Raw genomic sequence first — 19,795 nt, 5'->3', positions numbered from 1 at the left:
AGGCCGCCAATACATTCCGTAGCGGCTCGGGCTCAGGTGGGGGTACCCCAGCCTGAGCCCCCTCGATTCAAGAGATGTCTTGTTCGATCACGCAGCCGTTGCACTAGCGGCGTCGAGGCTTCTGGAGCCTGCGGACATCAAGGCTCTTGTCCCATCCAGCCGAGTCCCATCCAGTCGAAACTCCTGCATTCCCAGTGTCTCCACATCACCAGCTGGCTTGATCGGCCATGTGTTGGGGCTGCGGACCCAGCGGCCGCAGGTTCAGAAGCCGTTCTCGACCACCAGCTCGTCCAGCTCCAGCTGGCCCGGTTTGGGCCAGGGGTCCTGCGTACCCTTGCCGATCGCCACCATCGGCCCCATCACGTGATCCTCGGGCAGGCGGATCAACTCGGCCAGCTTCTCGATCTCGAAGCCGATCATCGGGCAGCTCTGATAGCCCATGCCGGTGGCCGCGAGCATCAGGGTCTGCATGGCCAGGCCGATCGAGCGCTGGGCCTCATCGCGTTGCAGCCACTCCCTGCCCTGATGAAAAGGGCCCATCCAGCCCACCAGCAGCTCTGCCACCGGCTGGGGGGCCTTCGCCCAGTAGCGCTCCGGTTGCTTGCTCCAGGCCTTGATGTCGGCGGTGAACAGCACCAGCAGGGAGGCGTCGGTGATCTGGGCCTGGTCGTTGCCGTAGTCCTTGCGGATCGTGGACCGCAGGGCCGGATCACGCAGGATCACAAACCGCCAGTGCTGAATGTTGAAGCTGGTGGGCGCCTGGATGGTGGCCTCCAGCAGCTGCCGCTCCTCCTCTGCCGTGAGGCGATGGCTGGGGTCGAAGTGCTTCACCGCCCGCCGGGCATAGATGGCGTCGATCACGTCCATGAAATGGGAGTGCCAGGGGCTCTTGGCGCCGACCCTACCGGCACGCGCTGGTTACGGTGGGCGCCTTTGGGGTTCAGGCGTGGGACTGCTGATTGATGGGGTCTGGCACGACCAGTGGTACGACACCAGCAGCAGTGGTGGACGGTTCATCCGCTCCGCCTCGCAGTTCCGCCACTGGGTGACGCCGGACGGCCGACCCGGTCCCAGCGGCCAGGGGGGATTCCGCGCCGAAGCGGGTCGCTACCACCTCTACATCTCCCACGCCTGCCCCTGGGCCCACCGCACGGCCATCTTCCGCAGCATCAAGGGCCTGGCCCCGATGATCTCGCACTCGGTGGTGCATTGGCACATGGCTGAGCAGGGCTGGACCTTTGAGGCTGGCGATGGAGTGATCGCTGACCCGATTCACCACGCCGCTGTGCTGCACACCATCTATACCAACTCCGATTCCAGTTACAGCGGTCGTGTCACGGTGCCGGTGCTCTGGGACAAGGAGACCGGGCAGATCGTGAACAACGAATCCTCAGAAATCATTCGCATGTTCAACAGCGCCTTCGATGGCCTCAGCGCTGCCCCTGGCGACTACTACCCCGAGGATCTCTGGGATGAGATTGATCAGCTCAATCAACTGATCTACGACACGGTGAACAACGGCGTATACCGCTGCGGCTTTGCCACCAGCCAGGAGGCCTACGACGAGGCCATCCAGCCACTGTTTGCCACTCTCGACCTGCTGGAGCAGCGGCTGGCGGATCAGCCTTACCTGCTCGGAGGCCGCCTCACCGAAGCCGACTGGAGGCTGTTCACCACCCTGGTGCGCTTCGATCCGGTGTATGTGGGCCATTTCAAGTGCAACCTGCGTCGCATTGTTGATTACCCCAACCTCTGGCGCTACGTGCGCGAGCTCTACCGCTTCCCAGGGGTGGCTGAGACCGTGAACATGCAGCACATCAAGGGGCACTACTACCAGAGTCACCCCACCATCAATCCCTCTGGTGTGGTGCCGGCTGGTCCGGTGATCGACTGGCCGTAGCCGTTCAGGGAACTGTGACGCCCTCGATGCGGTCTTCGATCTCCTGGTAGAGCTCCTGCAGCTGGGCGATGTTCTCCTCGCTGGTGTCCCAGTACCCCCTGCCGTTCACTTCCAGCAGGGTGCCCACGATGCGGCGGAAGCTGTGGGGGTTGAGCTCCATCAGCCGCTTTCGCATCTCCGGATCGTTGATGAAGGTGTCGTTGGCCTCCTCATACACGAAGTTGTCCACAGCGCCGCTGGTGGCGCTCCAGCCCAGGGTGAAGTTGAGGCGTTTGGCCACCTCGCGCACCCCTTCATAGCCTGAATTGAGCATGCCCTCGTACCACTTGGGGTTGAGCAGCTTGGTGCGTGAATCCAGCCGAATTGTTTCGCTCAATGAACGCACCTGGGCGTTGGCGGTAGTGGTATCGGCGATGTAGCTCGACGGAGCTTTTCCGTCGTCGCGCAGGTTCTGGATCAGCTTGGTGGGGTCGGAATCGAAGTAGTGGCTCACGTCGGTGAGCGAGATTTCGGCTGAATCCAGGTTCTGGAACGTGACATCGGCGGTTTTCATCGCCGACTCGAACACCTCACGGCTCTGGTTCATCTCGCCGGGGTTGTCGGCATTGAAGGCAAAGGTTTTCCGGGACAGGTACATCTCCTGCAGTTCGCCCTCCTCTTCCCAGGTGCTGTTCTCCACCGCCAGGTTCACATTCGATGAATAGCTGCCGCTGGCATTGGAGAACACACGGGTGGCCGCCTCGCGCAGGCTGATGCCCTGGGCCGTGGCCTGCTCCTGGGAGTGCTTGCGCACGAAGTTCAGCTCCAGGGGCTCATCGGCCTCAGCGGCCATCTTCACGCCCTGATCGATCAGGCCCATCTGGTTGATGAACAGGTCGCGGAACACCCCGGAGCAATTGACCACCACATCGATGCGAGGGCGTCCCAGCTCTTCGAGCGAGATCAGCTCCAGCTTGTTCACCCGGCCAAGGGAATCGGGCACGGGCCGAACACCGATGAACCAGAGAATCTGGGCCAGGGATTCGCCGTAGGTCTTGATGTTGTCGGTGCCCCAGAGCACGCAGGCGATCGTTTCCGGCCAGCTGCCCTGCTCTGCCTTCTGGCGCTCGATCAACCGGTCCACCACCACCTTGGCGGCGGCGATGGCGGCGCGGGTGGGGATGGCCTGGGGATCGAGAGCATGGATGTTCTTGCCGCTGGGCAGCACGCCCGGGTTGCGGATCGGATCACCACCGGGGCCTGGGATCACGTATTCGCCATCGAGGGCACGCAGCAGGCTCTCCATTTCCATGTCGGCGCAGATCTGCTCGAGGCAGAAACGCAGGTAGCCGAAGAGCCTGTCGAGCTCGGTGGGCTCCACCGCAGGGAAACCGGCCGCGCGGCAGGCGGCCAGCCAGGGGCTGGGCCGCTCATAGCCGAAGCGCTCCAGCAGGGCGAAGAACCAGCCGAAGCGGCCCTTCAGATTCACCCGTCCATCGCTGCCCGTCACCGAGCGAACCATCGAGGCCACCGCCCCGCGGGAGGCCTCGGTGATCCTCTGGTTCAGTTCCACATCGGCCAGCACCCCGGCGTCGTTGCCCCGGTACACGTCATCGATCGTGCGGCCCAGGCTCTCCGCCAGCAGAGCCGGCAGGCTGCGGTAGCCCTCTTCTTCCCGCTCCAGGGCGGCGATGTTCACCAGGGTGGCGATCGCCTCCTCGGCGGTGGGGGGCTTGCCGATCGTGTGCAGGCCGCAGGGCAGCAGCCGGCTCTCGATCTCCATGAGCTGGCTGTAGAGCGCCCCCACCACGCCGTCGCGGCCGTCGAGGTCGAGCTCACCGGCATCCACCTCCGGCAGGGTCACATCCTTGTCGAGGTTGCACTGGCGGGCTGTTTCGACGATCGCGTTGACGATCTGCACGCCGCGGCTGCTCTCGCGCAGCTGCTGGTAGGAGCCCACCAGCTCGCCCAGTTCCTTCAGTCCCTTGTAGAGCCCTGCATTCTCTGCCGGTGGGGTGAGGTAGCTGATCGTGGCGGCATAGCCCCGGCGCTTGGCGATCGTGGCCTCCGAGGGATTGTTGGCGGCGTAGTAGTAGAGGTTCGGCAGGGCGCCGATCAGGGAATCGGGATAGCAGGTTTCGCTCATGCCCATCTGCTTGCCGGGCATGAACTCCAGCGAGCCATGGGTGCCGAAGTGCAGAACCGCGTCGGCGCCCCACACCTTCTCCAGGTAGGTGTAGTAGGCGGCGAAGCCGTGGTGGGGGCTGGCGCTGCGGGAGTAGAGCAGCCGCATCGGATCACCTTCGTAGCCGAAGGTGGGCTGCACCCCCACGAACACGTTGCCGAAGTGGCGGCCGTAGATCAGGAGGTTGGTGCCGTCGGAGTTGAGGTTGCCGGGGGGCTTGCCCCAGTTCTCCTCCAGGCGCTCGGAATAGGGGGTGAGCCGCTCGTACTCCTCCACGCTCATGCGGTGGGCGATCGCCAGCTCAGGTGCACCCTGCAGTGCCTCGGGATCGTTGATCACCGCCTCCATCAGGCCCTTGGAATCCCTCGGCAGGTTCTGCACGTCGTAGCCCTGATGCTTCATCTCCTCCAGCACCCGGTGGATGGAGCCGAACACATCCAGGTAGGCGGCGGTGCCCACGTTGCCCTTGTCGGGAGGGAAGCTGAACACCGTGATCGCCAGCTTCTTCTCGAGGCGGGGCTTGGTGCGCAGCGAGGCCCAGCGGATCACCCGCTCGGCGATGGCCTCCACCCGGTCCTGCAGGGTGTGGGCCTTGCCGGTGGCATCGTCGCGGCCGCTGAGCACGATCGGCTCGATGGCGCCGTCGAGTTCGGGAATGGCGATCTGCAGGGCCACCTGCACCGGGTGCAGACCCAGGTCGCTCTCCTCCCACTCCTGGGTGGTCTGGAACACCAGTGGCAGGGCCACCATGTAAGGCCTGTTCAGGCGTGAGAGCGCTTCGATGGCGCGGGGATGGTCCTGGCGGGCCGGCCCACCGATCAGGGCGAAGCCGGTGAGACTCACCACCCCATCCACGATCGGCTGCTCGGGATTGAGCGGGTCGTAGAAGAAGGCCTTCACGGGCTTGGAGAAATCGAGCCCACCGCAGAACACCGGGATCACGGTGGCTCCGCGGTATTCCAGCTCCTGGATCACGGCCACGTAATGGGCCTCATCGCCGGTCACGATGTGGCTGCGCTGCAGCACCAGGCCGATCACAGGACCGCTCTTGGCCTTCTCGCTCAGGTCAGCGCGGCTGGCATTCCAGTTGAGGTATTCCTTGAGGTCTTCGAACATCCCCGGCGCCAGGGGGTGCCAGAGGCCCAGATCCGGGAACACCACGGGTTCGGCCACCTCCAGCGTTGGCCGGCCCGTGTCGCCCCGGGGGAACACGTACTTGTCGGCCAGCATCAACAGGAAATTGCGCAGGTTGTCCGGCGTTCCCCCCAGCCAGTACTGGAAGCTGAGCATGAAGGAGCGGGCGTCCTGCGCCTTCTCCACCGGCAGATACTTGAGAACCGTGGGCAGGGTGTTGAGCAGCTTCAACATCGCGTCCTGGAAGCCGGCGCCATTCGCCTCTTTGCGCTTCTTCATGAAGCTGGCGATGGCGCTCTTGCTCTGGCCCAGCTGGGCCATCGAAAACGTGCCCAGTTTGTTGAGCCGCATCACCTCGGGCATGGAGGGGAACACCACGGCGGCCTTGAGGTGATCGCGGTGGGGCGCCACCGCCTCCACCACCTTCTGGGCCAGGTCTTCGATGAAGATCAGCGAGGCGATGAACACATCCGCTTCGGCCACATCGGCGCAGAAGGCGGCGTAGTTCTCCGGATCGCGCAGTTCCTCGATCAGGTAGCCGCTCAGGTCCACCGCCAGGGCAGGGTTGGTGGCGTTGAGACTGGTGGCGGCCTGGGTGAGGGCGTTCTGGTACTGGGGCTCGAGCACCACGTAGACCGCGCGCATCACGGCCCGACCCTCACTGCCGGCGGGGGCCTCGCCGTTGCCAGGGCTGACCCGGCGGTTGGCGGAGCGGACCTGCGTGAACATCGGCGCTGGAGTTGAGCAATGTGAAGGAGCCTACGAAAGCTCCCCCAGGCACGCGACTTTGCGCCCCAAGGCGTTACAGGCGCTTCGCCGGGGCCGGAATGGCCGCCATAGGCTCCCCCACGCACCGTTCACGCCTGGCCCATGCCCCCCCCCGATGTGATCCCAGGTCCGATCCCGGTGGTGGTGGCCGGCGCCCTGGGCCGCATGGGGGCCGAGGTGGTCAAGGCCGTGACCACGGCTGAAGATTGCCGCCTGCTCGGCGCGATCGACACCACTCCCGGCATGGAGGGGGCCGATGTGGGGCTGGAACTGGGCCTCGGGGAGCTGGAGGTGGCGATCACCGCCGACTTCGAGGGCTGCCTCTGCCAGGCCAGCCAGGCGGTGCGTGGTGATGGCCCAGGGGCCGGGGCGGTGCTGGTGGACTTCACCCACCCCTCAGTGGTCTATGAGCACACCCGCGCCGCGATCGCCTACGGGGTGCATCCGGTGATCGGCACCACCGGCCTGAACCCGAAGCAGCTGGCCGACCTGGCCGTGTTCTCCGGCAAGGCCGGCGTCGGCGGTGCCGTGATTCCGAATTTCTCGGTGGGGATGGTGCTGCTGCAGCAGGCCGCCGCCGCCGCCGCACGCTTCTACGACTTCGCCGAGCTCACGGAACTGCACCACAACCGCAAGGCCGATGCCCCCAGCGGCACCTGCATCAAGACCGCCGAGCTGATCGAGGAGCTCGGCAAGACCTTCAACGCCCCCCAGGTGGAGGAGCACGAAACCCTGGCTGGCTGCCGAGGCGGCCAGCGGGAGAGTGGCCTGCGGCTCCATTCCGTCCGGCTCCCCGGTCTGGTGGCCCATCAGGAGGTGATGTTCGGCTCCCCAGGTGAGACTTACACCCTCCGCCACGACACGATCGAGCGCTCCGCCTACATGCCAGGCGTGCTGCTGACCCTGCGCAGGGTGCGCCGGCTCGATGGTCTGATCTACGGCCTGGAGCGGCTGTTGTGAGGCCAGCCGTGCGCGGAACGGGGCGATGCTGATCCCCCTGAAGGAAGGCGAACTGCAGCGGCTGATCCCAGCCGTGGCCAGCGGTCCCCAGTTCAGCTTCTGCAGTGGCGGCCCGCAGAAGGTCCTGCAGCGGGTGCTGATCTCGGTGATCGGTGGGGTGCTTTCCCTGCTGATCGCCCAGAGTCGGTTTTCCTACCGCTTCGGGCCGGTCTGGCTGGTGGCGGGTTTCGTGTTCCTGCTTTATGTGCTCTGGGGGCCAATCCTGGAGGCCGGCCGTCGCAACGCCACCCTGCGCCGCTACCCCAAGGGGGCTCTGTTCGAAGGGCGGATCGCCGATCTCATCACCCGGGAGCTGGTGGAAGGGCGTCAGGAGCAGGCCGACAGCCGGGGTCGTCTGGAGCTGGTGGAGAACAGGCGCACCTGGGTGTCGCTGGAGCTGGAGGACGAGGATGGCTACCTCGGGTCCGTGCGCTTCCCGATGGAGAAAAAGCACCAGGCGATCCGTCGCGGCATGGTCGTGCGCTGTCTTGTGCTGAGCGAGCGGCCGGATTTCGCTCGGATCGGAGCCCTCAGCGATGCCTGGATCCCTCAGCTCAAAGCCTGGGTGGGCGACTACCCCTACCTTCTGCGACCCGCCTTCGAGGAGCTCTGCCTGCGTCGGCTGCGCTGAGCGGTGCGCTGAAAATCGGGGTGAGGCGCTGGCGATCGTTTACGTTCCGCAACAATGTGTTACATTCAATCCATCGACACGAGGAACCCCATGGCCCAAGCCACCACCACCGCTCCTGTGAGCGCCAGCGAGCGCGCCACCATCCGCGGCGCCACCGTCACCACCGAAGACGGCGGTCGCCTCAATGCCTTCGCCACCGAACCCCGCATGGAAGTGGTGAGCGCCGAGAGCGGCTGGGGCTTCCATGAGCGTGCCGAGAAGCTGAATGGCCGCATGGCCATGCTGGGTTTCATCGCGCTGCTGGCCACTGAATTCGCCCTGGGTGGTGAGGCCTTCACCCGCGGGCTGCTCGGCATCGGCTGAGCCCAAACCGCGCAGTCTCCCCTCCTGCCGCAGCAGACTTTCTGCTGCGGCTTTTTTTTGGCCGCTTGCCGATTCCATGAGCGCCCTCTCGCCGGCCGCTGTGCTGGCTTCTCCCTCCCTGCAGGCATCCATTCCGGCGACCGCGCCCAGGGCCCGGGTGCTGGGCGCTGGTCCCACCGGCGCCCTCGCTGCTCTGGCCCTGGCTGAGGTGGGCTGGCTGGTGTCGCTGGTGGATCCGCTCAGCGATCTCCAGCTGCGGGCCCGCAGCCGTGCCTATGCCCTCAGTCACTCGAGCCGCCTGCTTCTGCAGCGTCTGGGGCTCTGGGGGGAGCTGGTCAACGCTCTCGTTCCCTTTCGCTCGCTTCGGCTCTGCGATCTGGAGGCGGGTTACTCGATCGGCTTCGGCCTGGCTGAGCTGGGCCCTGGTCCCGAGGCTCCTGAGCAGGCCCAGGCTGTGGGCTGGATCCTTCAGCATCAGCCTCTGATCGACGTGCTGCTGGAGCGACTCCGGGGCCACCCCGCCGTCAGCCTGCACCTGGGCGCCGGCGGAGTCCAACAGGCGGAATCGCCCGACGCTGACTCACTCCATCCACTCGATCTGGTGGTCGCCGCCGATGGCAGCGGATCCCCCACCCGGGAGTCCGTCGGAATCCGCCGCTGGAGTCTTCCCTATGGGCAGGGCTGTCTCACGGCCCAGGTGCGCCTGCGGGGCTCGGCTCCCGATCAGGCCTGGGAGCTGTTCCGCCGCGAGGGTCCCTTCGCCGTCCTGCCCCTTGGCGACGGCACCGCTCAGCTGGTCTGGAGTGCTCCAGCCGCGCGACTGCGCCGGCTGGAAGCCCTCGATCCCGTGGCCTTCCTCGATCAGCTGGCCGCCGTGCTTCCCGAAGCCCTCCAGCCCGAGGCCCTGCTCGACACCCCCCGGGTCTTCCCGGTGGCCCTCGAGCTCGCCCACCACTTCCACCGCGGCTCCCTGGTCCTGGTGGGGGAAGCGGCCCATCGCTGCCATCCCGTGGGCGGCCAGGGCATGAACCTCTGCTGGCGGGATGTGGAGCAACTGCAGCGGCAGGCCCGGCTGGCGGCTGTGGGGCGGCTGCCCCGGGCGGCCGTGGCGGGAGCCTATGCCCGCCGCCGCTGGGCCGATGTGCTGCTGACCCTGATCAGCACCGATCTGCTGGTGCGACTCTTCTCCAACCGTCAGCCGCTGCTGCTGACACTCCGCCGGCTGGCCCTGGGCCTGATGGGGCGCTCCCGCGCCCTGAGGCGTCTCAGTCTGAAGGCCATGACCCTCGGCCCTTGCCGGCTCACGGCCCGCTGGTCAGAGTGAGGGCCGCCCTGCTCAGGCCCCCGTGGGCTCGACCGCCCCGGTGATCCGATGGTGATCAGCACTTCCCCCCAGCCGATTCCCTCCTCCGCCCTGGTGCGCTACCTCCGCCATGAGCAGGGCCTGAGTGAGAACGCCCTGGCTCTGGGGATCCGCCAGGCCGATCAGGAGCAGGCACCACTCCCGGTGATCCTCTGGCGCTTCGGGCTGATCAGCCTCGATCAGTTCGATCAGGTGCTGGCCTGGCAGGACCAGCAGACCTGAGCGCATCCCGAAACGTGTTCACTTAGGCGTAGACAATCAGGGATTCCACAGGCTGCTGCCCCGGCAGGCGCGCGCGACCACCGAGTTCAGCCAGTTCGGCCACGAAGCCATAGCCGCAGAGTTCGCCGCCGGCATCGGCGACGAGCTGGGCGCAGGCCGCGGCAGTGCCGCCCGTGGCCAGCAGGTCGTCGACGATCAGCACCCGAGGCCCGTCCGCGAGGGCGTCATGTTGGATCTCGAGGCGATCCTGCCCGTATTCCAGGGCGTAGTCGACGGCACGCACCTGACCGGGCAGCTTGCCGGGCTTGCGCACGGGTACGAAGCCGATCTCCACCGCCGTGGCCAGGGCTGTCCCCACGATGAACCCCCTGGACTCGATGCCCACGATCAGGTCGGGCCGCAGCCGATCGCAGACCCCCGCCAGCAGGCGCACCACCTCCTTCCAGCCGCGGGGGTCGCGCATCAGTGGCGTGAGGTCCCGAAAGAGGATGCCGGGCTTGGGGAAATCGGGCACATCCCTGACCAGCCCCCGCAGATCAATCGGCTCGCCCAACTCGAGGGATGCGGTGCTCAGGGCCATGAAGAAGCGATCGGGTGACGGATCGGCGCGGGCGCTGGCATCATCGCAGCCATGGCCGACGTCACGATCACTGCACCAGCCGAGGCAGCCGTCGAGGATCAACCCCTCCCGAGCAGCCCGGCGGCCCGCCTCTCCCGTCGGGGGCTGGAGCGGCTCGACCTGATGCTGCTCAGCGTCGAGGCCCTCGATCTCAACGGCGGCGAAGCCATGGTCTGGATGGCCAGCCAGCTCGGCTTCGGATCCCTCTTCCCCAACCGGGTGGAGTTGTGGAAGCGGCGCTGCTACAACCCGCTGCGGCTGGCCTGCCGCCGGGGTGTGCTCAGTGAAGCGGAAACCGATGCTCTGATCAGCCTGCTCTGTGCCATGGCCGAGCGGCTCTATCCGATGCTGCGCCAGCTGCTCTCGGCCGCCGAGCCGGAACCGGTCACCCAGCAGCGCTGGCAGTTGTTCCGCTCCAGGCTCGATGAACTGGTGCGCGAGCGCCTCAACCCCCGTCGCGGTGGCGTGCAGAAGTTGCTGGATCCCCAGGAAGGGCCCCGCCTGCAGCGCCAGCTGGTGCAGGGCCTGGCCCTCGGCTCCGGCCGGGGGGGCTTCGATCGCCTCAAGGCCAGCCTGATGGATGCCGCGGCATGAAACTGAGCCACCGCTACGAACAGACCAGCTGCCGCCTGCGCATCGACGGGTTGCCCGATCTCTCCGCCGGCCATGGCCAGGATGTGATCGGCATCCTCTCGGCCTGGGAGCTGGATCTGGCTGGCCATCCCACCCTTGAAGGCAAGCGCGACCATCTTCAGGCGCTGATGACCGCTGTGCTGCCCTATGCGCGCCACCTGGTGAGCTCGGTGCCAAGGCCGATGGGGGCGGCCACCGACCCGGTGCAGATGGAGCCGATCCCCGCGGCCAAGCCTGGGATCCGGAACCGCCCGGCCCATCGCCTGCGCCTGCACAGCAGCCAGCCCGACACCCAGCCCCTGGAGCTCAGCTTCGACGATGCCGAGCTGGCCGACCTCGTGCGCTGCCTGGATCAGCTCCGCCTTGACCCCCGCGTTCGGCTTGGGTTTGATTTACCCCCCGATCGGCCCCTCCAGCGCCGGGAGATCCTGGAGCGCGTCCCCCTGCGTCAGCGCCTGGCTGCCCCGGCCGCCGGCCTGGCTGCCCTGGCCATCACCACCGCTCTTGGCCTGATGGTGCCGCTCCCACGGCGAACGGCCCCACCAGCGGCCAGCCCGGAGGCCACGCCCACCACCCCGCTCTCCCCACCCCCTCGGTGAACCCTCCATTGACGAACGGGACGCTGCGGCCACACTCCTAAGGTGCGACCCTGGCGTGGTGGATCCCTCTGACGACGAACCCATGACCACCAGCTGGTCAGAGCTGCGACGACGGGTGAATCGCCTTGGGGCCTCCCTGGATGTGGTCGTGCGCAGTGATCCCGAGGTGTGTGGCCTCAGCGGCAAGGATTTTCATCTCTCCCTCCACCACGGCGGCCAGGGGGATTGCACCGTGGCGGGCCTCAGCCTGGTGGATTGCCCCAATGAACTGGTGCTGATCGAATTCGAGCGCTGGATGCGTGGTGCCGGCTACACGCTCGAGTGAGAGCTTGCCGCCCATGTGATGAACCCTCTGCCAGATCACGGCCGCAAGAGCACCTCACCCCGGAAGGTCTTCTCCCGCCAGCGTCGCGAGCGAGCAGCCTGGCGCGAGGGGGGAATGGCTCTGCTGAATGGGGGGTTGGGGGCTGCTGCGCTGCTGCTGCTGATGCAGCTGCCCAGCCAGTTGGATTCTCTGTTGGTGATCAGCAAGGTGATCAGCACCTTGATCCAGGGGCTGAGTCAGATCGGACTCGGGCTGATCAGCCTGATGGTGGGACTGCTTCAGTCGCTCGCTGTGCTGCTGGTGCTTGGCCTGGCCATCGCAGCGCTGCTGTTGCTGATCAACGGGGTGTACCGACTGTTGCGCCTGGCGATCCCCGGCCTGGGCCAGCTGCTGGCGCTGCCGGCAGGACTGGCGCGACTGATCTGGTCGGTGGTGCGCATCCAGCCACCGGATCGCCCCGAGCGTTGATCTCAGGGGCGTGGGGCCAGGGCCCGCCGTGACTCCCACAGCTCCTGGAGGCTGACGGCCCCATCGCGATTCAGGTCGATCTCCAGGAAGCGGCGGTTGAGCCAGGGGAAGGAACGCGCCTCCTGGCGGCTGAGCTGGCCGTCACCGTTGCGGTCGGCCCTGGCGAACACCGTGCGCACCCGCACTCCAAGGAAGACCTTCTGACGGGGGGGCAGATCGGTGGGCAGCAGATAGCCGCGCCCGCGCCTGTCGAGCCGCTGGAAATTGGTTTCCAGAAAGGGCTGTCCCTGACTTTCCCGGGGGGTCAGCCTGCCGTCCCGGTTGCGGTCCAGGCGCTCGAACCAGGCCTGCATCCGTTGCTGGTAGCGCTGCAGGGTCTGTGTCTCCTCGGCCAACCCTGGCCCTGAACAGGCCAGCAGCAGAGCGGCCAGGACCACCGGCCACCACCTCGGGCCGGAACCAGCCAGGGGGCCGGCGACGGATCTGGAGGGAATGGGGAGCGCCATGGTGTTCACCTTATGGACGCTCACGCGCCCCAGGGACGGACCGGGGACGGATCCAGGGGGCAAGGCATGACCGGACCTGTCTGCAGGGCCGGGCAGTCACCTTTGGCAAGGGCCGTTCTGGTGAGGGGCCTGGGCGCAGGCGGTCTGTCTCCATACAGTCGGCGCAGCTGCGGCCCCCGCCTTGAGCCGAACCCACACGATCTGGGTTGTCGATGACGACCCGGAACTGCGCCAGTTGCTGGGGACTTACCTCACCGACCAGGGCTATGAGGTGCGCTGCCTCACCGATGGACGCCAGCTGATGGCCCGCCTGGAATTCCAGCGCCCCGATCTGGTGGTGCTGGATCTGATGCTGCCCGGTGATGACGGTCTCACCCTGCTGCGCCGCCTGCGTGATGCCAGCGACGATCTGCCCGTGGTGATGCTCACGGCCCGCGGCGAGGCGGTCGACCGGATCATCGGCCTGGAGCAGGGAGCCGATGACTACCTGGCCAAGCCCTTCCTTCCCCGGGAGCTGATGGCCCGCATTGAGGCGGTGCTGCGCCGCCGCGGCACCCTGCCGGCCGGCACTCCACTCGCCGATGGCGAGCTGATCCGCTTCGGCGACAACGTGCTGGATCTCTCGGCGCGCACCCTGGAGCGGCAGAATCAGCCCGTGATGATCACCAGCGGTGAATTCAGCCTGCTCGCCGCCTTCGTGCAGCATCCTCACCGTCCCCTCTCGCGGGAGCGGCTGATTGAGCTGGCCCGCGGCCCCGCCAGCGACACCGACACCCGCAGCATGGATGTGCAGGTCTCACGGGTGAGGCGGCTGGTGGAGCCCGATCCCAGCCGTCCGCGCTACCTCCAGACGGTCTGGGGCTATGGCTACGTGTTCGTGCCCGATGGCCAGCCCCGCAACCGCTGAGCGATGGCCCCCTCGATTCGCTCCGCAGCCCTGTCGTTGCGTCTCGGGGTGTTCTTCCTGGGGGGATGGGCCCTCAGCCTGGTGCTGCTCCAGGCTCTGCTCGGCACCAGAATCGGCCAGCTCCAGATCGCCCAGATGGGCCCGCAGGTGGCCCTCAACCTGAGGCTCTCGGAACTGGCGCTGGAACGTTTCCCACCGGCCACCGTCTCCCAGCTCAGCGGCCTGCAGCTGGGGGTGGGGCGGCCGCCGCGCCGTCCCAGGCGGTGGGGGCTTCTCGGCCACGGGCACGATCGGCGCCTGGATCGCCAGGCTGACCAGTTGCAGCTGGAGCTCTGCCGCCGGCTGCCCCGTTGCCCCGAGGTGGTGCCGAACCACGGCGCCGCCCGTGGTGTCTGGATCGAGCTGGCCTCCCCCCTGGAGCCGGTCTGGCTCTATGCCGCCATTCGTCCGCGCTTCGGCTGGCCGCCGGATCCATTGCTGGTCACCCTGTCGCTGGCCAGCGGAAGTGTGATGGCGGGGGCCCTGTTTCTGCTGCTGGAGGTGCAGCGGCCGCTGCAGCAGCTGGAGCGCGCCCTGGCACGGGTGGGCCTCGAGGCAAAGCCGGAGCCGATGCCCCAGCGGGGCGCCCCCGAGGTGCGGCGGCTGGCGCAGCGCTTCAACGCCATGCTCCAGCGCCTGGAGGACAGCGAGCGGGAGCGCGCCACCATGCTGGCCGGCATTGCCCATGACCTCAAAACCCCGCTCACCCGCCTGAGGCTGCGCTTGTCGATGCTGGGGGATGGGGCCGCCAGCGCCCGGGCGGGGGCCGATCTCGACGACCTCGAGCGCATCACCGGCCAGTTTCTGCTTTTCGCCGGCGGCGGTGGCGGGGAGGCAGCGGTGCAGGTGCCGCTGGCGGAGCTGCTGGCGGAGCTGGCGGCCCGCTACGACGGACAGCCCGTCGAGCTGGATCTGGCTCCTGTCACCGCCACGGTTCAGCCGATCACCCTGGGCCGTGCCGTCGCCAATCTGATCGACAATGCCCTCAGTTACGGCCAGCCGCCCGTGCGGTTGGTGCTGCGGGCCTGGCAGAAGGATGGCTTTGAGCTGCAGGTGTGGGACCAGGGCCAGGGGATCGCCGAGGAGCAACGCACCCAGGCACTGATGCCCTTCCAGAGGCTCGATGAAGCCCGCAGTGGCCATGGCCACTGCGGGCTCGGTCTGGCGATCGCCCAGCGGGTGGCCCGCACCCACGGCGGAGAGCTGCGGCTGGGGGATCAGCCCCTGGTGGATCTCTCACCCGAGCCGGTGCCGGGGCAGTTCTGCGTCAGCCTGAGCGGCCATTCCCTCAGTGAGGATCGTGTCAGGGCCTCAACAATCTGAGCTGAACCCACAGTCTCTCAAGGCTGATCCCTCTAGACAGGATGGATAGTCAGGTGAGACGGGGCTGAGCGGGATGGGCAAAGGCAAAGCCAAAGGGAAGGACAAGGCTGGCGGCCAGGCCAAGAAGGCCAGATCCGGAAAGCACGGTGGTGCCAAGACAGGAACCAAGGGTGCTCGCCACGGCGATTCCGCTCTGGCTGGCCTCGCAGGCGCCCCTTCCCCTTACCCTCCCAACGGCCTGAATGATCGCTATCACCCCTCCTATCTGGCTGGGGAGCAGGAGGATGATCTGGGTGCCCCACCCGAGGAAAAGTCAGCCAAGCTCAGCCGCAAGTTCTACGAGAAAGAACTGGAGAAACTCCAGGTCGAGCTGGTGAAGATGCAGTACTGGGTGAAGCATGTGGGCTTTCGTCTGGTCATCCTTTTCGAAGGCCGCGATGCCGCCGGCAAGGGAGGAGCCATCAAGCGCATCACCGAACCTCTCAACCCCAGGGGCTGCAATGTGGTGGCCCTGGGAACCCCCTCTGACCAGCAGCGCACCCAGTGGTATTTCCAGCGCTACGTCGAGCATTTCCCGGCTGCCGGTGAGATCGTGATCTTCGATCGCAGTTGGTACAACCGGGCCGGCGTGGAGCGGGTGATGGGCTTCTGCAGCGAACCTCAGGTGGAGGAATTCATGCAATCGGCTCCCCAGTTCGAGCGCATGCTGGTCCGCTCCGGCATCGTTCTTCTCAAGTACTGGTTCTCGGTCAGCGACGAGGAGCAGGAGGCCCGTTTCCGCTCCCGGCTGGATGATCCCGCCCGCCGCTGGAAACTGTCACCGATGGATCTCGAATCACGCGACCGCTGGGTGGAGTTTTCCAAGGCGAAGGACCAGATGTTTGCCCACACCAACATCCCGGAGGCCCCCTGGTTCACCGTTGAGGCCGATGACAAGCGCAGGGCCCGCCTCAATTGCATTCGCCATCTTCTCTCGAAGATCCCCTACGAAGACATGACGCCTGCTCCCATCGAACTGCCACCGCGCAAGACCGTCGGTGATTACCAGCGGCCCCCCATGAATGAGCAGTTCTTCGTCCCCAACGCCTATTCCTGAGCGTCTCAACCCCTCCCGCTCCATCGCCGCCTTGCCATGCCCCGCTCCGACGATGATTCGGCCCTTGGCCCTGACTCCTCCCAGCCCTCCCGTTCCGGGGATGAACCGGAGACTTCCCTGACTGTTCCGGCCACGGCCCCCCTGCGTGGTCCTGAGGGAAGCCTGCTCTACACCGGCTGCGACGGTCGGCAGTACATCGTCTGCAGCGATCCCTCCCAGGCCATGGATCAGGATCTGATGGCGACCTTTCAGGCCCTGCGATCCGGAGCTCCTGGCCTGGAGGCCCTCATCCAGGCGGCCAGAGACTGGGTGGCTGAGGCCAGCGACCAGGGACTGCCGCCGGCAGTCGCCCGCAGAACGCTGCTCTCGCGCCTGAAGCAGTCCCTCGAGGAGCAGTGACCAGTCCGTTGACCACTGATCGGCTCAAGCCCTGAGTCCCTCGGGGACGGTTCAGTTCAGCCGATCGAACCAGAAGCCCGCCAGCTGCCAGCTGCTCCAGAGAAAGATCAGCAGGAACACCCAGTTCAGCCAGGGAGGGCGTTGCTTGTTCTCCAGACCCATCGGCCCTGCAGCGGCAGCTGCCCAAACTTATCGGCTCCGGGTCCCTGCGCCGGCTGCGGGCTAGGGCCCCAGGCCCTTGCAGGGGATCAGCTGCTCAGAGGTGTCGCTCTGACAGAGACCCCAACGGCGCCCGCTGATGTCATCCACCCAGCGCAGCACAATCGGCCCGCCGGAGTGCCCCGCCGGCGAGGGCACGGTGATCACCGCCAGTCTGGCCCGGCCCCGCCGGTAGTCGAAGCGGCAGAAACCCGCTCCAGTGCCGGAGCAGCCACTGAGGCTGGCCAGGGTGCTGCCGGAGCGCTCCCGGTCAAGAGCCGCGGGGGCGCTGGCGGGAGAGGGCCGCCAGCCGAGCTGGAGCAGTCGGCGGTCACTCTCGAGGATCGGCTGACCCACGCGCAGCAGGGTGGCCAGCGCGAGCGGATCGCCACTGCGCTGCTGGGCCAGAGCCACCCCGGCACCAGCCAGCAGGGCCAGCAGCAGGACCCCTGGCAGGGAACTGCCCCCCAGCGAACGATGGGACACCAGGGGCACTGAAGAAGCGGACCCTCTCGAGCCGTTGCCATGGACATCCCCGCGGTGTATTCCTTTCTGGGCTTTCCCGGCTGGGGACCCCTTCATCTCTACCTCCCTCGCCAGGGTGATCCAGCAGGTGCAGCGCTCCGCCTGGGCGCTGCCCTCGAGGCCTGCCAGGACGATGGTGCCGGCCCCGGGGGCTTGGTGGCTGGTTTCCTGCGCTGCCATCCGGGGGCTGAACCCCTGGGCTCGCCGGACTTTCGCCGCGATTGCCGCTACCGGTATCTGATCGTCCACCGGGCCCAGGGGAGCTGGCCGTTGCGGATCACGGCCTGGAGGCATCCGATTGCTCAGCAGGGATGGCGACGGCGCTGTGGACCGATCGAGCTGGACGGGTTTCTCAGGCGCTTTCATCCCTGCCGGGGATCGCGCCCACTGGCTTGGTCCGCCTGAGGTCGTGCAGACCCTCCAGCTGGTTGTAGACCGCCAGCAGCTGCATGCGGATGTGATCGGTGTTCTCGAGCTTGGCGAGGTTGGCCAGGACCCCTTCGATCTGGGCCTTGCTGTCGATCAACAACCGGCATTCACTGGTACCGGGTTCGTAACTCATGGAGACTCCTGGAGTGGAAAGAACGGGGTGAAGTCAATCCTCTGAATCGTGCTGTAACGAGCTTTAACGGAAAGGCTGGCGTTGACGCTGTTGGATCGGTTGCATTTCAACCGATGTCATCCGGTCCTGATACCAGCGCCGCCGCCTGACGGGGCATCAGCACCAGGAACAGCCACCACCAAAGCGACACCCCGACGGCGAGCGGAACGCTAAGCCACCAGAGCCTCAGCCAGAGCCAGCTGCCCGCGATCAGGAGCACCCCCGTCAGCAGGATCGACCAGGGCTGGCACCACCAGGGCTTCAGTTGCCAGATCGACACCGCTCCCGGGGCTTGGGAGGTGTCCTCGCCGGTTTCGGTCATCGGGCTGGGGATCCTCAGGAGTGGAACAGCAGCACCAGGCCCATGCGCAACTGGTGGAACTCCCGTTCCTCACGGCTCAGATCAAGGCCGACGTCGAGGCCTTCCTTGAGGGCGGCTTCGAAGGGGGGGGTCGAGGGTGCCGCTCCAGCACGCCAGAGAGCGGCGATTCCCACCGGGGTGGCATGCCAGCTGAAGCATGGGGTGAGCCCGATCGAGGGTTCCTCGAGGGCGTCTTCGAGCAGGTCGCGGATTGGCATGGCGGGCTGGGCTCCGTTCAGCATCCGGATCCAGGCCTGGCGACGCAATCAGCTGAGAGTTTTCGTGATGTGATCGCGCCGGCACGGGCCCTACGGTGCCGGCATGTCAGGACTCCCCGGCCGGATCGCCCTCGTCCATGAGTGGTTCACGCCCCGCTCCGTCGGGGGAGCCGAACTGGTGGTGAAGGAGATCGACCGGTGGCTTGCCGCCGGACGCCCCGCCGCCGCTCTCTTCGCCCTGGTGGATGGCGAGAGCGCCCGACCGGGCAGCTGGCTGCAGGGCCGACGCATCCAGACCAGCTTCATCCAGCACCTGCCCTGGGGCGTGAGCCATGTGCAGCAGTATCTGCCCCTGCTGCCCCTGGCGATCGAGCAGCTGGATCTGGCCGGCTTTCCCCTGGTGCTGAGCAGCAACCACCTGGTGGCCAAGGGTGTGCTCACCGGGCCCGACCAGCTGCACATCAGCTATGTGCACACCCCGGTCCGCTACGCCTGGGATCAGATGCACGCCTACCTGGCCGGTTCCGCCATCGCCCGCGGACCCCTCGGGCCGTGGGTGCGCTGGCAGCTGCATCAGCTGCGCCAGTGGGACGTGAGCAGCAGCGCCCGCGTCGACCATCTTCTGGCCAACTCCCGCTTCACGGCACGAAGAATCTGGCGCTGCTGGCGCCGCCCCAGTCAGGTGGTGCATCCGCCGGTGGCGGTGGACCGGTTCCGCTGGGATCTGCCCCGGGAGGATTTCTACCTCTCCCTGTGCCGGCTGGTGCCCTACAAGCGGGTGGACCTGGTGATCGAGGCCTGCAACCGCCTGGGGCTGCGCCTGCTGGTGGTGGGCGACGGGCCGGAGCGGGCCCGCCTGCAGGCCCTTGCCGGACCCACCGTGACGCTGCTGGGGGCCTGCACTCCGGAGCGGGTCACGGATCTGATGGGCCGCTGCCGTGCCTACCTCTACGCCGGTCTGGAGGATTTCGGCATCGCCCCGGTGGAGGCCATGGCTGCGGGAGCTCCGGTGATCGGCCTGGGTCAGGGAGGGCTGCTTGACACGGTCCGTTGCCTGGCGGCCGACGTGCCCCAGCCCACCGGCCTGCTGTTCGAGCAGCAGAGTGTCGCGTCCCTTGTGCGGGCGCTGGAGCATTTCGAGCAGGGACAGTTGTGGCACCGACTGCCTGCGGAGGGTCAGCGGCAGTGGGCCGAGCGCTTCTCTCCGGAGCGCTTCCGCCAGCGCCTGCAGGGGGTTCTCGAGCGTCGCTGGCAGGGACATCAGCGACGGTTGCGGCGCTGTGCCTCTGGGGTGAGTGACCGCACCGGCTGGTGAGTTGACCTTTCGATTTTTAGAGTTCGCGCATCTCTGGGGGCGCTGATGTCCGGATCGTCGCTCAGCACCTTTGACATCGCCGGCCCCTTACCCAGGCCCCTGCACCTGGTTCCTCCGCT

At 66.9% G+C, this 19,795-nt stretch carries 23 protein-coding genes; 15 read left to right on the top strand and 8 right to left on the bottom strand.

Going from position 1 to position 19,795, the window contains the following annotated elements; all coding sequences use genetic code 11:
- Positions 1 to 261 precede the first annotated feature (261 nt).
- The gene (locus FPZ61_RS09945) at positions 262 to 867 is read right to left on the bottom strand and encodes a nitroreductase family protein (protein WP_185466065.1); all 606 of its coding nucleotides are present in this window, start codon (positions 865 to 867) and stop codon (positions 262 to 264) included.
- A gap of 79 nt (positions 868 to 946) precedes the next feature.
- Between FPZ61_RS09945 and FPZ61_RS09940 the strand changes: the two genes are divergently transcribed.
- Complete coding sequence (locus FPZ61_RS09940) at positions 947 to 1,900, top strand: glutathione S-transferase family protein (protein WP_185466063.1); 954 nt, start codon at positions 947 to 949, stop codon at positions 1,898 to 1,900.
- Between the two features lie 4 nt (positions 1,901 to 1,904).
- Here FPZ61_RS09940 and FPZ61_RS09935 read toward each other — a convergent pair whose 3' ends face one another.
- Positions 1,905 to 5,927, bottom strand: a complete 4,023-nt coding sequence (locus FPZ61_RS09935) for a magnesium chelatase subunit H (protein WP_185474816.1) — start codon at positions 5,925 to 5,927, stop codon at positions 1,905 to 1,907.
- A 141-nt stretch (positions 5,928 to 6,068) separates the two neighbouring features.
- On the opposite strand from FPZ61_RS09935, the gene dapB reads away from it, so the two are divergent.
- The 5 genes from dapB to FPZ61_RS09910 all read left to right on the top strand — a co-directional run bounded on the left by dapB (position 6,069) and on the right by FPZ61_RS09910 (position 9,544).
- Positions 6,069 to 6,926, top strand: coding sequence for a 4-hydroxy-tetrahydrodipicolinate reductase (gene dapB, locus FPZ61_RS09930; protein WP_185466059.1), 858 nt, complete (start codon positions 6,069 to 6,071; stop codon positions 6,924 to 6,926).
- A 25-nt stretch (positions 6,927 to 6,951) separates the two neighbouring features.
- On the top strand, positions 6,952 to 7,596 hold the full coding sequence (locus tag FPZ61_RS09925) for a hypothetical protein (RefSeq protein WP_185466058.1): 645 nt from the start codon (positions 6,952 to 6,954) through the stop codon (positions 7,594 to 7,596).
- 90 nt (positions 7,597 to 7,686) lie between these two features.
- On the top strand, positions 7,687 to 7,959 hold the full coding sequence (locus tag FPZ61_RS09920) for a high light inducible protein (RefSeq protein ID WP_185466056.1): 273 nt from the start codon (positions 7,687 to 7,689) through the stop codon (positions 7,957 to 7,959).
- Between the two features lie 76 nt (positions 7,960 to 8,035).
- On the top strand, positions 8,036 to 9,283 hold the full coding sequence (locus FPZ61_RS09915; protein ID WP_185466054.1) for an FAD-dependent monooxygenase: 1,248 nt from the start codon (positions 8,036 to 8,038) through the stop codon (positions 9,281 to 9,283).
- Between the two features lie 48 nt (positions 9,284 to 9,331).
- Positions 9,332 to 9,544, top strand: a complete 213-nt coding sequence (locus FPZ61_RS09910) for a DUF2949 domain-containing protein (RefSeq protein ID WP_185466052.1) — start codon at positions 9,332 to 9,334, stop codon at positions 9,542 to 9,544.
- A gap of 22 nt (positions 9,545 to 9,566) precedes the next feature.
- Here FPZ61_RS09910 and FPZ61_RS09905 read toward each other — a convergent pair whose 3' ends face one another.
- Complete coding sequence (locus tag FPZ61_RS09905) at positions 9,567 to 10,124, bottom strand: adenine phosphoribosyltransferase (RefSeq protein ID WP_185466051.1); 558 nt, start codon at positions 10,122 to 10,124, stop codon at positions 9,567 to 9,569.
- Positions 10,125 to 10,175: 51 nt separating this feature from the next.
- Between FPZ61_RS09905 and FPZ61_RS09900 the strand changes: the two genes are divergently transcribed.
- The 4 genes from FPZ61_RS09900 to FPZ61_RS09885 all read left to right on the top strand — a co-directional run bounded on the left by FPZ61_RS09900 (position 10,176) and on the right by FPZ61_RS09885 (position 12,188).
- Positions 10,176 to 10,757 (top strand): DUF3038 domain-containing protein, encoded by a 582-nt coding sequence (locus FPZ61_RS09900; protein ID WP_185466050.1) that lies wholly within the window; start codon positions 10,176 to 10,178, stop codon positions 10,755 to 10,757.
- Positions 10,754 to 11,395 (top strand): DUF4335 domain-containing protein, encoded by a 642-nt coding sequence (locus FPZ61_RS09895; protein WP_185466049.1) that lies wholly within the window; start codon positions 10,754 to 10,756, stop codon positions 11,393 to 11,395. The genes FPZ61_RS09900 and FPZ61_RS09895 overlap by 4 nt, the downstream gene beginning before the upstream one ends.
- Before the next feature lie 82 nt (positions 11,396 to 11,477).
- Complete coding sequence (locus tag FPZ61_RS09890) at positions 11,478 to 11,720, top strand: hypothetical protein (protein WP_185466047.1); 243 nt, start codon at positions 11,478 to 11,480, stop codon at positions 11,718 to 11,720.
- Between the two features lie 18 nt (positions 11,721 to 11,738).
- Positions 11,739 to 12,188 (top strand): hypothetical protein, encoded by a 450-nt coding sequence (locus FPZ61_RS09885; RefSeq protein ID WP_185466045.1) that lies wholly within the window; start codon positions 11,739 to 11,741, stop codon positions 12,186 to 12,188.
- A 2-nt stretch (positions 12,189 to 12,190) separates the two neighbouring features.
- Here the strand turns inward: FPZ61_RS09885 and FPZ61_RS09880 are convergent, their stop codons facing one another.
- A complete protein-coding gene (locus FPZ61_RS09880) occupies positions 12,191 to 12,718 on the bottom strand; it encodes a hypothetical protein (protein ID WP_185466043.1) in 528 nt (175 codons plus the stop codon).
- A gap of 157 nt (positions 12,719 to 12,875) precedes the next feature.
- On the opposite strand from FPZ61_RS09880, the gene FPZ61_RS09875 reads away from it, so the two are divergent.
- The 4 genes from FPZ61_RS09875 to FPZ61_RS09860 all read left to right on the top strand — a co-directional run bounded on the left by FPZ61_RS09875 (position 12,876) and on the right by FPZ61_RS09860 (position 16,458).
- Positions 12,876 to 13,601: a response regulator gene (locus FPZ61_RS09875; protein ID WP_185466041.1), complete on the top strand. Its 726-nt coding sequence runs from the start codon at positions 12,876 to 12,878 to the stop codon at positions 13,599 to 13,601.
- Between the two features lie 3 nt (positions 13,602 to 13,604).
- Complete coding sequence (locus tag FPZ61_RS09870; protein WP_185466039.1) at positions 13,605 to 14,963, top strand: ATP-binding protein; 1,359 nt, start codon at positions 13,605 to 13,607, stop codon at positions 14,961 to 14,963.
- A gap of 73 nt (positions 14,964 to 15,036) precedes the next feature.
- On the top strand, positions 15,037 to 16,059 hold the full coding sequence (gene ppk2, locus FPZ61_RS09865) for a polyphosphate kinase 2 (RefSeq protein WP_185466037.1): 1,023 nt from the start codon (positions 15,037 to 15,039) through the stop codon (positions 16,057 to 16,059).
- Positions 16,060 to 16,095: 36 nt separating this feature from the next.
- The gene (locus tag FPZ61_RS09860; protein WP_185466035.1) at positions 16,096 to 16,458 is read left to right on the top strand and encodes a hypothetical protein; all 363 of its coding nucleotides are present in this window, start codon (positions 16,096 to 16,098) and stop codon (positions 16,456 to 16,458) included.
- A gap of 222 nt (positions 16,459 to 16,680) precedes the next feature.
- Here the strand turns inward: FPZ61_RS09860 and FPZ61_RS09855 are convergent, their stop codons facing one another.
- The 4 genes from FPZ61_RS09855 to FPZ61_RS09840 all read right to left on the bottom strand — a co-directional run bounded on the left by FPZ61_RS09855 (position 16,681) and on the right by FPZ61_RS09840 (position 18,361).
- Positions 16,681 to 17,361 carry a hypothetical protein gene (locus FPZ61_RS09855; protein WP_185466033.1) on the bottom strand — a complete coding sequence of 227 codons (681 nt, stop codon included), beginning with the start codon at positions 17,359 to 17,361 and terminating at the stop codon, positions 16,681 to 16,683.
- A 172-nt stretch (positions 17,362 to 17,533) separates the two neighbouring features.
- Positions 17,534 to 17,743 carry a hypothetical protein gene (locus FPZ61_RS09850; protein ID WP_185466031.1) on the bottom strand — a complete coding sequence of 70 codons (210 nt, stop codon included), beginning with the start codon at positions 17,741 to 17,743 and terminating at the stop codon, positions 17,534 to 17,536.
- A gap of 106 nt (positions 17,744 to 17,849) precedes the next feature.
- The gene (locus FPZ61_RS09845) at positions 17,850 to 18,104 is read right to left on the bottom strand and encodes a DUF6737 family protein (RefSeq protein ID WP_185466029.1); all 255 of its coding nucleotides are present in this window, start codon (positions 18,102 to 18,104) and stop codon (positions 17,850 to 17,852) included.
- 14 nt (positions 18,105 to 18,118) lie between these two features.
- Entirely contained in the window at positions 18,119 to 18,361 is a 243-nt protein-coding gene (locus tag FPZ61_RS09840; protein WP_185466027.1) for a hypothetical protein, read from the bottom strand.
- Between the two features lie 103 nt (positions 18,362 to 18,464).
- On the opposite strand from FPZ61_RS09840, the gene FPZ61_RS09835 reads away from it, so the two are divergent.
- Complete coding sequence (locus tag FPZ61_RS09835; protein WP_185466025.1) at positions 18,465 to 19,676, top strand: glycosyltransferase; 1,212 nt, start codon at positions 18,465 to 18,467, stop codon at positions 19,674 to 19,676.
- Positions 19,677 to 19,795 lie beyond the last annotated feature (119 nt).

The organism is Synechococcus sp. BSA11S (assembly GCF_014224355.1).
Taxonomy (GTDB): Bacteria; Cyanobacteriota; Cyanobacteriia; order PCC-6307; family Cyanobiaceae; genus Regnicoccus_A.
This window is presented reverse-complemented; position numbering and strand designations above follow the sequence as displayed.

Excerpts from the sequence above, each read along its gene's own strand:
- FPZ61_RS09945 (WP_185466065.1), bottom strand. The coding sequence starts at position 867 with ATGGACGTGATCGACGCCATCTATGCCCGGCGGGCGGTGAAGCACTTC.
- FPZ61_RS09935 (WP_185474816.1), bottom strand. The coding sequence starts at position 5,927 with ATGTTCACGCAGGTCCGCTCCGCCAACCGCCGGGTCAGCCCTGGCAAC.
- dapB (WP_185466059.1), top strand. The coding sequence starts at position 6,069 with ATGCCCCCCCCCGATGTGATCCCAGGTCCGATCCCGGTGGTGGTGGCC.
- FPZ61_RS09925 (WP_185466058.1), top strand. The coding sequence starts at position 6,952 with ATGCTGATCCCCCTGAAGGAAGGCGAACTGCAGCGGCTGATCCCAGCC.
- FPZ61_RS09920 (WP_185466056.1), top strand. The coding sequence starts at position 7,687 with ATGGCCCAAGCCACCACCACCGCTCCTGTGAGCGCCAGCGAGCGCGCC.
- FPZ61_RS09915 (WP_185466054.1), top strand. The coding sequence starts at position 8,036 with ATGAGCGCCCTCTCGCCGGCCGCTGTGCTGGCTTCTCCCTCCCTGCAG.
- FPZ61_RS09910 (WP_185466052.1), top strand. The coding sequence starts at position 9,332 with ATGGTGATCAGCACTTCCCCCCAGCCGATTCCCTCCTCCGCCCTGGTG.
- FPZ61_RS09905 (WP_185466051.1), bottom strand. The coding sequence starts at position 10,124 with ATGGCCCTGAGCACCGCATCCCTCGAGTTGGGCGAGCCGATTGATCTG.
- FPZ61_RS09900 (WP_185466050.1), top strand. The coding sequence starts at position 10,176 with ATGGCCGACGTCACGATCACTGCACCAGCCGAGGCAGCCGTCGAGGAT.
- FPZ61_RS09895 (WP_185466049.1), top strand. The coding sequence starts at position 10,754 with ATGAAACTGAGCCACCGCTACGAACAGACCAGCTGCCGCCTGCGCATC.
- FPZ61_RS09890 (WP_185466047.1), top strand. The coding sequence starts at position 11,478 with ATGACCACCAGCTGGTCAGAGCTGCGACGACGGGTGAATCGCCTTGGG.
- FPZ61_RS09885 (WP_185466045.1), top strand. The coding sequence starts at position 11,739 with ATGAACCCTCTGCCAGATCACGGCCGCAAGAGCACCTCACCCCGGAAG.
- FPZ61_RS09870 (WP_185466039.1), top strand. The coding sequence starts at position 13,605 with ATGGCCCCCTCGATTCGCTCCGCAGCCCTGTCGTTGCGTCTCGGGGTG.
- ppk2 (WP_185466037.1), top strand. The coding sequence starts at position 15,037 with ATGGGCAAAGGCAAAGCCAAAGGGAAGGACAAGGCTGGCGGCCAGGCC.
- FPZ61_RS09860 (WP_185466035.1), top strand. The coding sequence starts at position 16,096 with ATGCCCCGCTCCGACGATGATTCGGCCCTTGGCCCTGACTCCTCCCAG.
- FPZ61_RS09855 (WP_185466033.1), bottom strand. The coding sequence starts at position 17,361 with ATGGCAGCGCAGGAAACCAGCCACCAAGCCCCCGGGGCCGGCACCATC.
- FPZ61_RS09850 (WP_185466031.1), bottom strand. The coding sequence starts at position 17,743 with ATGAGTTACGAACCCGGTACCAGTGAATGCCGGTTGTTGATCGACAGC.
- FPZ61_RS09845 (WP_185466029.1), bottom strand. The coding sequence starts at position 18,104 with ATGACCGAAACCGGCGAGGACACCTCCCAAGCCCCGGGAGCGGTGTCG.
- FPZ61_RS09840 (WP_185466027.1), bottom strand. The coding sequence starts at position 18,361 with ATGCCAATCCGCGACCTGCTCGAAGACGCCCTCGAGGAACCCTCGATC.
- FPZ61_RS09835 (WP_185466025.1), top strand. The coding sequence starts at position 18,465 with ATGTCAGGACTCCCCGGCCGGATCGCCCTCGTCCATGAGTGGTTCACG.